This is a genomic window from Ilyomonas limi (genome assembly GCF_005233845.1).
In the GTDB taxonomy this organism is placed as follows: domain Bacteria; phylum Bacteroidota; class Bacteroidia; order Chitinophagales; family Chitinophagaceae; genus Ilyomonas; species Ilyomonas limi.
The window spans coordinates 90,971-104,584 of record NZ_SZQL01000012.1 but is presented as its reverse complement, the minus strand read 5'-3'; the positions used below and the strand labels follow the sequence as shown (position 1 = coordinate 104,584).

The following is a 13,614-nucleotide window of genomic DNA, read 5'->3' as shown; positions in this document are numbered from 1 at the left end:
TTCAAAATGAAACATTATTTGGAATGAAGACATCAAAAACTATGAATACAGTATTACTCATCATCCGCTGGGTAGTAGGTATTCTATTTATTTTTTCGGGCTTAATAAAAGCCAACGATCCGCTGGGATTAAGCTATAAAATGCAGGAGTTTTTTGATGCATGGCACACCACGTTCCTGAATGATTATGCCTTACCGTTATCGCTGGCAATGAATGTATTTGAAGTGCTGGCAGGTGTTGCCATTATTATTGGTTGGCGCGTAAAACTATTTAGCTGGCTGCTGCTGTTGCTCATTATATTTTTTACCTTTTTAACCGGCTATGCCACTTATTCCGGTAAGTTTAGAAGCTGCGGCTGCTTTGGCGATTGTGTGCCGCTCACGCCATTACAATCGTTTATAAAAGATATTATATTGCTGGTACTGATTATTATAATATTTATCTACCGCAATAGAATACCCCAGGTCTCCGGCAGAATGACCTTTCCCGTTTTCATACTGTTATTTACGGTGGTTGGTGTTTCGCTGTTTGAAACATACGTGCTTACTTATTTGCCCGTTTTAGATTGCTTGCCTTACCGCGTTGGCAACAATCTTATTGAGCAAATGCAACCTCCCAAAGGCAGCGTGCCCGATAGTACACAACTGGAATTCGTATATAAAAAAGAGGGCAAAGAGGTGCGCTTTGACCAGGACCATTTTCCTGCAGATTTTAACGATAGTGTTTACCAGTATGTTGACCGTTATGAAAAACTGATAAGAAAAGGAAACGATACGCCGCCTATCTCCGATTTTTCTTTGAAAACTGCTAACGGCAAGGATACGTTAGCCGCCGTTTTGCAGCTACCACATTATGTGCTGCTGTTTGTACAAAATTTTGGCAACTGGAATGAGCAGGGCGATAATTATCAGGCAGTGGTGGCTATATGCAAACAGAAAAACATGCCGTTATTTGTAATAACCTCACTACCCGAACTGGCAAAAGAATTGCTGCCGCAAGCCAATATCTTACAATGCGATGCAACAGTAATAAAGACCGCCGCACGTGTAAACGGAACTTATTTTGTGATGGAAGGACCGGTAGTGAAACAAAAGGTAAGCTATGCAAACAGCGATAAACTCATAAGAAGGCTGGAGGAATTGTGAGATGGCAAATTTGTGAATGGTGAGCTGTAAGTGGGAAAAGCAGATGTAAAAACGCTATATCCTAAAAGGAATTAATAGTATTCACAGTTGACAATTCACAATTCTTACTGAATCACCACTTCCTTAATCACATTTTCGCCCAAAGCTTCGTTTACACGTTGTATAATTTTATCCTTTTGAAAAAGCAACTCATGCTTGAGCGGACCAATGGAGGTGGTGATAAATAAGGTGTTGTTGATAATCTGAATTTTATCGGTGTATTTAGCAATGGTCTTACCCATTAGTTCGGTCCATACATTTTCTATCTGCACGGCACGCACACCATTTTTAAGGTTGCTCTTGTTGAGAAATGCCTTCATGGCATCGCCAATGTGATATTCAGACATGCAACAAAGGTAGTGTGCACTTATTAGTTGAAAGCAGATTTTTATTTTTGAAAAAATAACGAATAATAAGGTTGCATTCACATCCGCATCAAATAAATACGTGCACTAAAATATATTCGCCACTTGCTATAAATCATTAATAAATCCTATTTTTATTAAAACAATTTCCACAATTATTTTCTGCCTTATTTTCGTTTTTCCAACTAAAAATTTTTTGGATGAGATTACTGCTGCAACGTCCGGTTGCTTTTATTGATTTAGAAACGACAGGTTTGAATCTGTCAACCGATAAGATAGTAGAAATTGCTATCATCAAAATAATGCCCGATGGGGAACGGCTAGTCAAGCGCAAGCTCGTCAACCCGCAAATGCCTATCTCCGAAGGCGCTTATGCCATTCATGGCATTTCGGATGACATGGTAAAAGGGGCACCCACCTTTAAACAGATTGCCAATGAAATAAAACAGTTTTTGGAGCCTTGCGATATTGGCGGCTACAACAGTAACCGCTTTGATATTCCGATGCTGATAGAAGAGTTTTTGCGTTGCGGTTTACAGTTCAGTGTAGAAGGGCGCAAACTCATTGATGTGCAAAAAATTTTCCATCTGATGGAGCAGCGTACACTTACGGCTGCCTATAAATTTTACTGTGGCAAAGACCTTACAGATGCACACAGTGCCGAATCGGATGCGCTGGCAACATGGGAGATATTAGAAGCACAGTTAGAGCGTTATCCGCACATTGGCAATACGTTAGAAACAATCTGCAAGTTTTGCGGCGAAGAAGATATGGTAGATTTTTCGCGGCGTTTCATCAAGGTAAATGGTGTAGAAGTATTCAATTTTGGTAAGCACAAAGGCAGAACGGTAGTGGAAGTGTTAAAGCAGGAACCACAATATTACGATTGGATGATGAAAGGCGATTTTACAATGCATACGAAACAGAAACTCACCGAGATTCTCAACCGTACTTTGCTAAAAAAAGTTTAAAGAAGCATTTTTAATTAGCTGCCTGCCTAAGATAGACAATTTAAATGTAATTTTCCATCAAAACCTCTTGCCGCCGCTTTGAAAAAATTAATCATTATACCCACATATAACGAAAAAGATAATATTGTTGCTATACTCCGCGTCATATTTGCACTGCAACAGCATTTTCATGTGTTGGTGGTAGATGATGGCTCGCCCGATGGTACAGCGCAAATGGTGAAAGATTTATTCGGTGAATATCCTGATTGCCTGTTTATAGAAGAACGCAAAGGCAAACTGGGGTTGGGCACAGCTTATATTCATGGCTTTAAATGGGCGCTTGCCCGCGGCTACGAATACATTTTTGAAATGGATGCCGATTTTTCGCACGATCCGGCCGACCTGGACAGGCTGTACAAAGCTTGTAAAAACGGTGCCGATGTAGCCGTTGGCAGCCGCTACGTACGAGATGGTCATATAGAAAATTGGCCTCTTATACGGCATGTGTATTCGCGCGGTGGTGCCATTTATACCAGAATGATTACCTGGATGCCGGTGAACGACCCGACTGCAGGGTTTGTTGGTTATAAAAGAAAGGTATTAGACACGATCAATTTTGATGAAATACAATTTGTAGGCTATGCCTTTCAGGTAGAAATGAAATTTGCCGCGTGGAAGCTGGGCTTTAAAATTGTAGAAGTGCCAATTGTTTTTCGCGATCGTAAGCATGGCACTAGCAAAATGTCGAAAGGGATTTTGAAGGAAGGAATTTTGGGCGTGCTAAAAATACAATGGCAAAGTGTGTTTAAAAATTACCGTCGCAAGGTGGGCAATAAAACATTGGTTGCAGCAGCGCCGGTTCAGGAATGCTGAACGGGGTGTATCTGAACTGTGATTTATGAAATTATTGAATAAATAGGATTTAACAGGATATAACAAAAGGTTCGGAGCTTTAAAAGGTTCGGAACCTTTTTATTTTTTAAACCATAGCAGCACAGGAAATCACAGCACGCCACAGAGCATGTTCTATACTCATCTTTAGGGTACGCGGTGTTGTTGAATGCCGCTGTGGTTCAAAAAAGTACAAATAATGCTGTTTTAATGCTGATAATGTGCAGATACGCTTATTTTTATAGTTCCTTTTCCTGTTTGCCTTTTTAATCTGAAAACATCATTTAAAACACCACTCAACACTTATGAAATCGCGTCGTCAATTTCTACAAACAATGACCGCAGCTACGCCTGCTTTTTTCTTTATGAACCAAGCCTTTGCCGCATCATCCCATTTGGAAGAAAAGCCTTACGATGGTCCTATATTGCGTGTAGCCATTATGGGCTTGGGCGGTTATGGCACCCGGGTAGCCAATGCCATGCAGGCTTGTACAAGGGCTAAACTGGTTGGCGCTATCAGTGGTACCCCTTCTAAACTGACCGACTGGCAACAGAAATACAATATACCGGCGAAGAACTGCTACAATTACGAAAATTATGATGCAATAAAAAACAACCCCGATATTGATGCTGTGTATGTCATTACACCCAATGCATTGCACCACGATGCAGTTATACGCGTAGCAAAAGCAGGCAAGCATGCAATATGCGAAAAGCCAATGGCAGTGAATGCTAAAGAAGGACAGGAAATGGTGGATGCGTGTAAAAAAGCAGACGTAAAGCTGCTTGTTGGCTATCGTATGCACTTTGAGCCACATACACTCGAAATAGTGCGTATGCGTAAAGCGGGTGAGTTTGGTAAGATTACATTCTTCCAGGGCTTATCGGGCTTTGTAATTGGCGATCCTACGCAATGGCGGTTGAACAAAGCACTCTCCGGTGGCGGCGCTATGATGGATATTGGCATCTATTCTATTAATGGCGCCCGGTATATGACAGGCGAAGAGCCGGTGTGGGTAACGGCAGAAGAAACAAAAACAAACCCGGAAAAGTTTAAAGAAGGGATTGATGAAACTATCCAGTTTCAACTGGGTTTTCCAAGCGGTGCGGTAGCCTCCTGCCTGTCCACCTATGCAATGAATAATTTGGACCGTTTTTTCCTGGATGGATTAAATGGCTGGGCAGAACTATACCCGGCTACCGGATATGGACCCATTCAGGGACGAACTAATAAAGGGGAAATCAATCAGCCGGTTGTAACACATCAAACGGTGCAGATGGATGAAATGGCACAGATTATTTTGGAAGGGAAACAGCCCATTATCCCGGTGGATGGCGAAGAAGCAGTGAAAGATTTAAAAATTATTGATGCCATTTATGAAGCAGTGAAACTGGCTAAAAAAGTACCATTGAAATTGTAATTTTCTACCGTGGAAAACGGAAGTTAATAGTGTTTTCGCAGCGAAAACAGGTATCGCTGCGAAAACGCTATTTTTTTTATTCGCTGCAATGAGAGAAAAAGCATTATAAAAGAACAACTCAACAGAAAATAGTCCTGCCTGCATGAATACCAGCTTAGTTGATTATTATCAGCAACGGGCAACCGATTACGAAAGCATTTATCATAAGCCGGAGCGGCAGCAAGATATAGCTACTGCTACTACTATTCTGCAAAACATTTTCATTGATAAACAAGTACTGGAAATTGCCTGTGGTACTGGTTTTTGGACAGAGAAAATAGCTGCCGTTGCTTCTGCAATACATGCAACAGACATTAACCAATCTGTAATTGATATAGCAAAACAGAAGCATTATGCTAAAGCCAATGTCTCTTTTGAGCTGGCTGATTTTTTTCAATATCAAACTGCTCAACCATACAATAGCTTATTTGGCGGCTTTATCTGGAGTCATATTTTACTGCAGGAAATACCAACTTTTATCGCAACCATCCAATGCTGTGTTGCACCTGGTGGAACGGTTGTTTTTATGGATAATAATTTTGTAACCGGCAGTAATTTACCCATCACACATACCGATGCAGCAGGTAATACTTTTCAGAAGAGACAATTAGCTGATGGCTCTACGCACCTGGTACTTAAAAATTTTTCAACAGAAACATTTATAAAAAATAAGTTAGAAAAAGTTGCAAGTGAAGTAAATTTTATTCATTTGAAGTATTACTGGATACTTGTGTATAAAACCAATAGTTAGAACAGCTAAAATGCTACACAATGCAGTTGCAAATGTCGGCTGTTTATTACTTACTTTTCTACTTCAATTGATCCTGCATAAATAAAGAAAAAAGCTTCTCTTCCTTCGCAGTAAAATACAAAGTCCATTATGCTTTTTTCAGCTTCCATTTTTTCACATACAATAGTAATATACCACCTGCTAGTACCAGCGGCCATACCGAGATAAAGAATAAAATGATATTGGTAATTATTGTACCACCGGTAGCAAAAGCTGCTTCTACTTTAGTAATAAAAGAAGGCTCGGCAGTATCTGCGCTGTTACCATTGAGATATTGATAATACGTAAGATTAATGGTACTGTACGCAGCACTGTGCGACAGATAGGAAGCCCTGCCCGAAGCTGCCTCCAGGTCTTCCTGTATGCCATTTATTTCTTCCTGCACCGCCAGTATATCTTTCATTGATTTAGACTGTTTTAGCAGCTCCAGATATCTGTCGCGCACCTGTTGTTTAGCTTCTATACGTGCTTTTATATCTACTACTTCGCCGGTTACATCTTCGGTGCTGATGTTTTTCTCCAATACTTTTATACCATCGCCGCCTATACTATTCATCAGGCTTTCAAATAAGACTACAGGCACTTTTATAGTGAGTATATTTTCAATACGTGCATCGCTCTCTGTTTGCTGCTCACCGGCTATGTAAGCGCCATACCTTTTTAGCTTATCATGTATAGCTGTATTGAAAGTAGTATAGTTTTTCAATTCCAATGTTAGTCTTGCTGTTTTAATAATCTTTTTGTCCCAGTCTTCAGTTGTCGGATTGCCGGCATGTAATATATCAGGATTGGCTACACTGCTTCTTTGATTGATTGTATCGGCAGATACCACACTAAATTCACCGGAAAAATTATTAGCCTTTTCTTCCTCTCCTGCTGTAGGTGGCGGAGCAGGAGCAGCCAACGTTACATCTTGTATTGACGCACCTTCAGCAGAATCGGCAGTTTCATTTAGTTTATTACTATTGCTGCTGCAGGCAACAAGTAAGCACATAGCTATCACAGCTACACTGTAAAAAGGTAGTTTCATAAAAGTTGATTAAAAGTGTTTAATAAATAAGATGAAGTGAGAGAAAATTTACATAAAAAAGAAGTGAATTTTTCTTTTTTTATTAAAGTATATACGTGCAGAAGAAGGCCGCAATTGAGCAGCACCAGGGCTTTACGAAGTCATACAGTTGTATTAAAATGATGAATAAATAAAGGCAGACATCTGTATCAGTTGATAACTTTTGCTGTAAAAATGTAACCCGCTGTTCTGAGATTTTTTTGCTGAACTAAAAACTGCTTGTACAGAATAATGCAGATGATTAACGAGCTTATATTGCATTTGCATTATTTTTTTAAAGAGAAATAAAATGCCCAAAAGGAACAGTACTGATAGCACTTATACATCAACCTGCCCATCATCAGCAGATAATAGTAATATTGTAAAATGAGACCGTTCTATTACCTGTTTATAACATTATACCCGGTTGCAGCGCGCGTGCTTTCCCTTTTTAATAAGAAAGCAAAGCTGTGGGTGCGGGGCAGAAAAGATGTAATGGAAGATGTGTATCATTATTTTAAAAGCAATACCGCGCCCGTAATATGGTTTCATTGCGCATCATTAGGCGAGTTTGAACAGGGCAGACCGGTTTTGGAAGGCTTGAAAACCATGTATCAAAGACACAAAATCCTGGTTACGTTTTTCTCTCCTTCGGGCTACGAAATAAGAAAGAATTATAAGCTGGCCGATTTTATTTGTTACCTGCCAATGGATAGTCCGCTACATGCCAAAAGGTTTGTAACAACCGTTCGTCCATCGCTGGTGGTGTTTGTGAAATATGAGTTCTGGTTTTATTATTTAAAAGCCATCCGCAAGCGCGATATTCCTTTGCTGCTTGTATCGGGATTGTTTAGAGAAAACCAGATTTTCTTTAAGAAATATGGTGGTTTTTACCGCCGCATGTTGCGCTATTTTACATACCTTTTTGTGCAAACACCCAAAGCATTGCAACTGCTGCAATCTATTGGCATAGCCAACGCGGGTGTAAGCGGCGATACCCGTTTTGATCGTGTATTAGCCACTGCACAAAACTTTGAACCGGTGCCACTTATTGAAGCTTTTTGTGCCGGTAAAAAAACGATAGTTGCGGGCAGCACCTGGACGGAAGATGATGAAGAATTAGACCATTTTGTCATTCATCATCCTGATATGCGTTTCATTATTGCACCGCATGATATTAGCGAGGAACGGTTGAAAGAATGTGAACGTTTATATAAGCATACCGTACGCTACTCGCATTTAGGCAAGGCGCACAACACGGCAGGCATTAATACATTACTAATTGATAACATTGGTATGCTTAGCCGCTTGTATAAATATGCAACCATTTGTTATGTTGGCGGTGCTTTTGGCGGCGATGGCATTCACAATATTCTGGAGCCGGCAGTGTTTGCAAAACCCGTTTTATTTGGCCCGGTGCACGATAAATTTCCCGAAGCCGGCGAGCTGATAGAAGCAGGTGGCGCTTACAGTATAGAAAATGCCTTAGAACTGGAAAAAGTATTAGATGAATTGCTCAGCAACGAAGAACAATATGCACAGTCTTGCGCTGCCTCGCTGCACTATGTGCAGGGTAATGCAGGCGCTACCGGTAAAGTCATTCAGTACATTCAGGAAAAGCGCCTTTTAACCAGTTGATTGAAGTGCTTAACGATAGGATTATTATCATCCCAACCCAATTTATAAATCATTTCGCGCTGTATCCAATAATTCGCTTCCTGGTAAATGTTAAAAGAATTAATAGTTTTTATGCTGCGCTCATACATCGTTTCGTCACCCCTGAACAACTCGCTGATAAACTGGTAACGATCATTGATATTAATGGCTTTTTTTAAATCGCGGATAGGTTCATCCTGTAGTTTGCTGGCAAGTTCGGGTGCATTATTCACCTTTAGTTTATCATTCAGACTCACCTCTTCCCCATCTTCCTGCGAGCTCAACTGGTAAATTTCCTTACTGCTTTTATCTTCCTGCTGCGCCAGTGTAGGTACTTCATCCGGCATAAAAAAAGCAGGATTAGCAGCCCTTAATCCATAAGTGGGAGTAGAAGGTATTGCAGGCGGCTCCGGAATTTCGCTGGGTTGTTCTTCCGGTGCTTCGGGTGGTGCTGGCATTGGTATTTCGGCAGGCGCTTCCGGCTCTGGTTGTATATCCGGCTGTGCAGGTTGCGGTATTTCGGGTACCGGGGCAGGTGTGGGTTGCTCTTCAGGTACAGGTTTGGGATTTGCAGCAACAGTTGGTACATGCGGCATTACCACCGCTACTTTTTTATTGGTACGGTTAGCGTTTACATCCTGTTGCAGCTCAGCAAGTAACATTTGAACGGTAACTAATAAAGTTCTGTTATCAGCCTGTTGTTGATATTGCTCCTGCAGCTTGCTTATAAAAGCGCCCACTCTTTCCATGCAATGCTATACTTTTGGTAGTTAAAATTAGTGGGCTAAGGTAGTAAGGATTTTTTTTGCACGAATAAGTTTTAAGAATGTTTATTGAACCCTCCATTAACGGCGCTCAAAGAGGATGGATAGAAGTAATTTGCGGCTCTATGTTCAGCGGAAAAACCGAGGAGCTGATACGCCGTTTGCGGCGTGCTAAAATTGCTAACCTGCGTATCGAAATTTATAAGCCTGCCATTGACAACCGTTATCACCAAACAGATGTGGTAAGCCATGATGCCAACAGCATTTCATCTACCATTATCGAAAATTCACAAACCATTTTGTTGTATGCCAGTCATGTGGATGTGGTAGGCATAGATGAAGCACAGTTTTTTGACCCCGAAATTGTTTCTGTATGCGAAAAACTGGCTGCCAGGGGCATCCGTGTGATTGTGGCAGGATTAGATATGGATTATAAAGGCAGACCTTTTGGACCAATGCCCGCTTTATTGGCAATTGCAGATTACATCACCAAGCTACATGCAATATGTGTGCGATGCGGCAACATTGCTTCTTATTCTTACCGCAAAACGGCGCAGGGCGGACAAGTATTGCTGGGCGAAACCGATGTATATGAGCCGCGCTGCCGCAAATGCTATTACGAAGAGGTATAAATATCTTGTATTTAAAGCATTTACACTAAAACATTTATCATTAATTCATTAATTAATACTTTTTCTTTTGACCAATAAATACCACCATATTATTACGCTTGTAAAAAAAGATATACTGCTGGAAGTGCGGCAGCAATATACCTTTTACGGCATTGCTTTGTATGTGGCCTCTACCATATTTGTAGTGTACCTCACCATGGGCACACCCGAGGATACGGTATGGAACAGTTTGTTTTGGGTAATACAATTATTTGTGTGTGTAAATGCAGTAGCCAAAAGTTTTTTGCAGGAAAACAGAGGCCGTATGTTGTATTTTTATTCCATTGCCGGCGCCAGGCAATTCATCCTTGCCAAGCTTATCTTCAATGCGCTGCTGATGCTTTTAATGAGCTTGCTTTCTTTGGTTATGTTCCTACTTTTTTTCGGTAATCCGTTGCACAGCTTTTTACGCTTTGCAGGCATTAGTTGCTTGGGCGGTATTGGCTTAAGTCTTACGTTTAGTTTTCTGGCAGCCATTGCAGCCAAAGCGCAGCAACAGGCAGCCTTAATGGCTATTATGGGTTTCCCTATTATTATTCCGCAATTGCTGTTGCTTAGCAAAATATCCATGATTGCCTTCTCTTCTATCGTACAATCTGGCTTATGGCAGATGTGCGGCTTGCTGGTAGCGTTTGATGCAATGGTGGTAGTATTGGCTATTATCCTGTTTCCTTTTTTATGGAAAGATTAAACACTATAATTAACTGAACAGAAATTGCAAAGTGTATTTGCTTACAGCAACTCAGGGCTTTAGTTCAAAGTTATTTAGTTAAAAATAGTAGCTCCGATAAGAGCACCTGTTTATAAAAAACTCGCAATAAACTTCAGCAGACCCCATCGGAAGCTCCCCATACGAGGAAGCTCTGATGCAGCTCAACATATCTTTACACTTTATATGTTATAAACAGGAAATTCTCTAGAGCTTAACTGAATGATATTGAACTAAGCCTTAAGCTATGATTTTAGCAGCGTATAGTTCCTTATACCTTTATTTCTTTATTCATAAAAAACAATTATTCTTATTTATATTATTTTAAAAACTAACATCCGTTTGTATAACAGCTTTCCCCTAATTTTGCGGCGCATACAGAAAACATATCTTCTGTTTTCTTAAAAACAAATCTCTGTTATGATTCGCAAACCCTGGTGGAAATGGCTGGCTTTTATACTGCTCCTTTATACCTGCATTGCAGGGTTTCTGGTTAAAATTCCGGTGCTGGACGACAGGATGCATCAATCGGTGCGCAACCTGTTTTTCCATGTGCCCATGTGGATGACCATGATGGTACTGTTTATTGTTTCGGTGGTGTATGCGCTTAAATATTTGCGCTCGCAAAACCCAATACACGACTATTATTCACTGGAATATGCGCGTTCGGGTACACTGTTTGGCACACTCGGTTTTATTACCGGCATGATATGGGCCAACTACCAGTGGGGTGCTCCGTGGAGCGGCGATCCTAAACAGATATATGCTGTAATAGGCATTCTTATTTACTTTGCTTATTTCATACTGCGCGGCTCTATGACCGATATAGATAAGCGGAGTAAAGTAAGTGCAGTATATAACATTTTTGCGTTTTGCATGACCATACCTTTATTCTTTATTTTACCCAGAATGCAAGAATCGCTGCACCCCGGCGGACAAGGCAGCGAAGGCAATCCAGGCCTTAACCCTGCCGATTTGGATGCCAACATGCGCCTCGTATGGTATCCTGCTATTATTGGCTGGACGCTGCTGGGCGTATGGATTACAACGCTTCGTATAAGATTTCGTATTTACCAGGAAAAACAATTATTGATACATGAACAAGCTTAAGCGTGCCGTACTGACTTTATCTCTTTGCATATTTACACTGCTTTCTTTTGCACAACCTATGAACATGCAACAGGAAGAACCAACGGATTTTATGAGAAGCAATGGAAAGATTTATGTGGTGGTTGCAGTAATAGTGGTAATAGTAGTTGGCTTGTTTATATATCTGGTAAATTTAGACAGAAAGATAACAAAACTGGAAAAAAACAACAATAAGTAGTTGTTGTATCTAAGGTATAAAAATTGCTTGCTATTATAGTTCAATTTTAAATGTAAGAATGCTTGCCAATGGGCCTTGCATGTAGCTATATTAATGGCACTGTTACAATACAGTCATAAGATCATTCTAACGATTCATTCTTTTTAAAATATAAGTTCAATGTCTAAACAAAAGCACTATAGTTTTTTTGACAGTGTAACAAAGAGCTTTGATAAAGCATCCAGTTATACCAGGTGGGAACCCGGCTTGCTCCAGCAAATAAAAGTGTGCAATGCAGTGTATCAAATGCATTTCCCTATCCGCCGCGATAATGGGGAGATAGAAGTAATAGAAGCTTATCGCGTGCAACATTCGCATCACAAAGAACCATGCAAAGGCGGTATCCGCTTTAGCGAAGAAGTAAACCAGGATGAAGTAATGGCGCTTGCTGCACTGATGACGTATAAGTGCGCTATTGTAAATGTGCCTTTTGGCGGCGCTAAAGGTGGTATTAAAATTAACCCGCGTAATTACAGTGCTTTTGAGCTGCAAAAAATAACCCGTCGTTATACTTCCGAACTGGTAAAGAAAAATTTTATAGGACCAGGCATTGATGTGCCTGCACCCGACTACGGCACCGGTGAGCGTGAGATGGCATGGATAATGGATACGTATGTGACCATGCGCCCCGGCGAAGTGGATGCTATGGGTTGTGTAACCGGAAAACCTGTAACACAAGGTGGCGTACGCGGCCGCAAAGAAGCCACTGGTTTAGGCGTTTTTTATGGTGTGCGCGAAGTATGCAGCATGCCCGAAATAATGGAGCGCCTGGGAATGAGTGTAGGTGTGGAAGGCAAACGTGTAGTAGTACAAGGTTTGGGTAATGTGGGCTATCATACCGCCAGATTCTTTCGCGAGCATGGTGCTAAGGTAATTGCAATTGCAGAGTACGAAGGGGCCGTTTTTAATGAAGATGGATTGAATGAAGAGGAGGTATTTCAACATAGAAGGAAGAATGGTTCTATTTTCAATTTTCCGGGCGCTACCAATATTGTAAAAAGTGCCGATGCACTGGAAATGGAATGTGATATACTGATACCTGCTGCATTGGAGAATGTAATTAATGGTGAGAATGCACCACGCATACAAGCAAAACTTATTGGCGAAGCTGCCAACGGGCCACTTACGCCGGAAGCCGATGAAATATTGATTAAGAAAGGTATTATTGTAATTCCCGATATGTACCTGAATGCCGGCGGTGTAACGGTTTCCTATTTTGAATGGCTGAAAAATTTGAGCCATGTGCGTTACGGTCGTATGGAAAAACGTTTTACCGAGAATATGAATAAACATATTTTAGGACAAATAGAAGAACTGACGGGCAGAAATGTAAGTGCCAGAGAAAAAAAGTTTATAGAACACGGACCTTCAGAGTCTGACCTGGTGCATAGTGGACTGGAAGAAACGATGGTAGAAGCTACCCGCGAAATAATGGATGCCTGGCATGCCAATCCCAGTATCCCCGATATGCGCACCGCCGCTTATGTGGTAGCTATCAACAAGGTAGGCACTTCTTATGCTGAGTTGGGTATTTTTCCATAAAGTCTTGTAACAGCATATTACGAAAGCGCCTTTACATTCGCAAAAGGCGCTTTTATTTAAGTACTCTTTCAAAAGTGAATTGAAATAAAGTGCCACCTCATTCCGCAATTGTCGCCAATACTCCGGATGAACTATTTACAATAAACGGCGGATTTATGCAGAATCTGTATTTAGAATAAATCATTGCCAATGATGAAAGCAGATTTCAGAATACAAAA

General features: G+C 40.8%; 14 protein-coding genes. 11 read left to right on the top strand and 3 right to left on the bottom strand.

Annotated elements, in window-relative coordinates:
* Positions 1–23: 23 nt before the first annotated feature.
* Positions 24–1,145 carry a BT_3928 family protein gene (locus FC093_RS15045; RefSeq protein WP_240743319.1) on the top strand — a complete coding sequence of 374 codons (1,122 nt, stop codon included), beginning with the start codon at positions 24–26 and terminating at the stop codon, positions 1,143–1,145.
* Positions 1,146–1,249: 104 nt separating this feature from the next.
* Here FC093_RS15045 and FC093_RS15040 read toward each other — a convergent pair whose 3' ends face one another.
* Positions 1,250–1,531, bottom strand: a complete 282-nt coding sequence (locus FC093_RS15040) for a DUF721 domain-containing protein (protein ID WP_137262625.1) — start codon at positions 1,529–1,531, stop codon at positions 1,250–1,252.
* 218 nt (positions 1,532–1,749) lie between these two features.
* On the opposite strand from FC093_RS15040, the gene FC093_RS15035 reads away from it, so the two are divergent.
* The 4 genes from FC093_RS15035 to FC093_RS15020 all read left to right on the top strand — a co-directional run bounded on the left by FC093_RS15035 (position 1,750) and on the right by FC093_RS15020 (position 5,601).
* Positions 1,750–2,520 (top strand): 3'-5' exonuclease, encoded by a 771-nt coding sequence (locus FC093_RS15035; protein ID WP_137262624.1) that lies wholly within the window; start codon positions 1,750–1,752, stop codon positions 2,518–2,520.
* Positions 2,521–2,598: 78 nt separating this feature from the next.
* The gene (locus FC093_RS15030) at positions 2,599–3,372 is read left to right on the top strand and encodes a polyprenol monophosphomannose synthase (protein ID WP_137262623.1); all 774 of its coding nucleotides are present in this window, start codon (positions 2,599–2,601) and stop codon (positions 3,370–3,372) included.
* Between the two features lie 323 nt (positions 3,373–3,695).
* Positions 3,696–4,811 carry a Gfo/Idh/MocA family protein gene (locus FC093_RS15025; RefSeq protein ID WP_137262622.1) on the top strand — a complete coding sequence of 372 codons (1,116 nt, stop codon included), beginning with the start codon at positions 3,696–3,698 and terminating at the stop codon, positions 4,809–4,811.
* 142 nt (positions 4,812–4,953) lie between these two features.
* Positions 4,954–5,601 carry a class I SAM-dependent methyltransferase gene (locus FC093_RS15020; RefSeq protein WP_137262621.1) on the top strand — a complete coding sequence of 216 codons (648 nt, stop codon included), beginning with the start codon at positions 4,954–4,956 and terminating at the stop codon, positions 5,599–5,601.
* Positions 5,602–5,728: 127 nt separating this feature from the next.
* On the opposite strand, the gene FC093_RS15015 is transcribed toward FC093_RS15020, so the two are convergent.
* Positions 5,729–6,670 (bottom strand): DUF4349 domain-containing protein, encoded by a 942-nt coding sequence (locus tag FC093_RS15015; RefSeq protein WP_137262620.1) that lies wholly within the window; start codon positions 6,668–6,670, stop codon positions 5,729–5,731.
* Positions 6,671–7,075: 405 nt separating this feature from the next.
* On the opposite strand from FC093_RS15015, the gene FC093_RS15010 reads away from it, so the two are divergent.
* The gene (locus tag FC093_RS15010) at positions 7,076–8,326 is read left to right on the top strand and encodes a 3-deoxy-D-manno-octulosonic acid transferase (RefSeq protein ID WP_137262619.1); all 1,251 of its coding nucleotides are present in this window, start codon (positions 7,076–7,078) and stop codon (positions 8,324–8,326) included.
* Here FC093_RS15010 and FC093_RS15005 read toward each other — a convergent pair.
* Positions 8,299–9,093: a hypothetical protein gene (locus tag FC093_RS15005; RefSeq protein ID WP_137262618.1), complete on the bottom strand. Its 795-nt coding sequence runs from the start codon at positions 9,091–9,093 to the stop codon at positions 8,299–8,301. The two genes, FC093_RS15010 and FC093_RS15005, sit on opposite strands and share 28 nt — an antisense overlap.
* A 77-nt stretch (positions 9,094–9,170) precedes the next feature.
* Between FC093_RS15005 and FC093_RS15000 the strand changes: the two genes are divergently transcribed.
* The 5 genes from FC093_RS15000 (at position 9,171) to FC093_RS14980 (ending at position 13,396) form a co-directional block, all read left to right on the top strand.
* Complete coding sequence (locus FC093_RS15000; RefSeq protein ID WP_137262617.1) at positions 9,171–9,740, top strand: thymidine kinase; 570 nt, start codon at positions 9,171–9,173, stop codon at positions 9,738–9,740.
* A 67-nt stretch (positions 9,741–9,807) separates the two neighbouring features.
* Entirely contained in the window at positions 9,808–10,470 is a 663-nt protein-coding gene (locus FC093_RS14995) for a heme exporter protein CcmB (protein WP_137262616.1), read from the top strand.
* A gap of 438 nt (positions 10,471–10,908) precedes the next feature.
* Entirely contained in the window at positions 10,909–11,598 is a 690-nt protein-coding gene (ccsA, locus tag FC093_RS14990; RefSeq protein ID WP_206106582.1) for a cytochrome c biogenesis protein CcsA, read from the top strand.
* Entirely contained in the window at positions 11,585–11,815 is a 231-nt protein-coding gene (locus tag FC093_RS14985) for a CcmD family protein (protein ID WP_137262615.1), read from the top strand. The genes ccsA and FC093_RS14985 overlap by 14 nt, the downstream gene beginning before the upstream one ends.
* Positions 11,816–11,974: 159 nt before the next feature.
* Positions 11,975–13,396, top strand: coding sequence for a Glu/Leu/Phe/Val family dehydrogenase (locus FC093_RS14980; RefSeq protein WP_137262614.1), 1,422 nt, complete (start codon positions 11,975–11,977; stop codon positions 13,394–13,396).
* The last annotated feature ends 218 nt before the right edge of the window (positions 13,397–13,614 follow it).

Excerpts from the sequence above, each read along its gene's own strand:
- FC093_RS15045 (WP_240743319.1), top strand. The coding sequence starts at position 24 with ATGAAGACATCAAAAACTATGAATACAGTATTACTCATCATCCGCTGG.
- FC093_RS15040 (WP_137262625.1), bottom strand. The coding sequence starts at position 1,531 with ATGTCTGAATATCACATTGGCGATGCCATGAAGGCATTTCTCAACAAG.
- FC093_RS15035 (WP_137262624.1), top strand. The coding sequence starts at position 1,750 with ATGAGATTACTGCTGCAACGTCCGGTTGCTTTTATTGATTTAGAAACG.
- FC093_RS15025 (WP_137262622.1), top strand. The coding sequence starts at position 3,696 with ATGAAATCGCGTCGTCAATTTCTACAAACAATGACCGCAGCTACGCCT.
- FC093_RS15020 (WP_137262621.1), top strand. The coding sequence starts at position 4,954 with ATGAATACCAGCTTAGTTGATTATTATCAGCAACGGGCAACCGATTAC.
- FC093_RS15015 (WP_137262620.1), bottom strand. The coding sequence starts at position 6,670 with ATGAAACTACCTTTTTACAGTGTAGCTGTGATAGCTATGTGCTTACTT.
- FC093_RS15010 (WP_137262619.1), top strand. The coding sequence starts at position 7,076 with ATGAGACCGTTCTATTACCTGTTTATAACATTATACCCGGTTGCAGCG.
- FC093_RS15005 (WP_137262618.1), bottom strand. The coding sequence starts at position 9,093 with ATGGAAAGAGTGGGCGCTTTTATAAGCAAGCTGCAGGAGCAATATCAA.
- FC093_RS15000 (WP_137262617.1), top strand. The coding sequence starts at position 9,171 with ATGTTTATTGAACCCTCCATTAACGGCGCTCAAAGAGGATGGATAGAA.
- ccsA (WP_206106582.1), top strand. The coding sequence starts at position 10,909 with ATGATTCGCAAACCCTGGTGGAAATGGCTGGCTTTTATACTGCTCCTT.
- FC093_RS14985 (WP_137262615.1), top strand. The coding sequence starts at position 11,585 with ATGAACAAGCTTAAGCGTGCCGTACTGACTTTATCTCTTTGCATATTT.
- FC093_RS14980 (WP_137262614.1), top strand. The coding sequence starts at position 11,975 with ATGTCTAAACAAAAGCACTATAGTTTTTTTGACAGTGTAACAAAGAGC.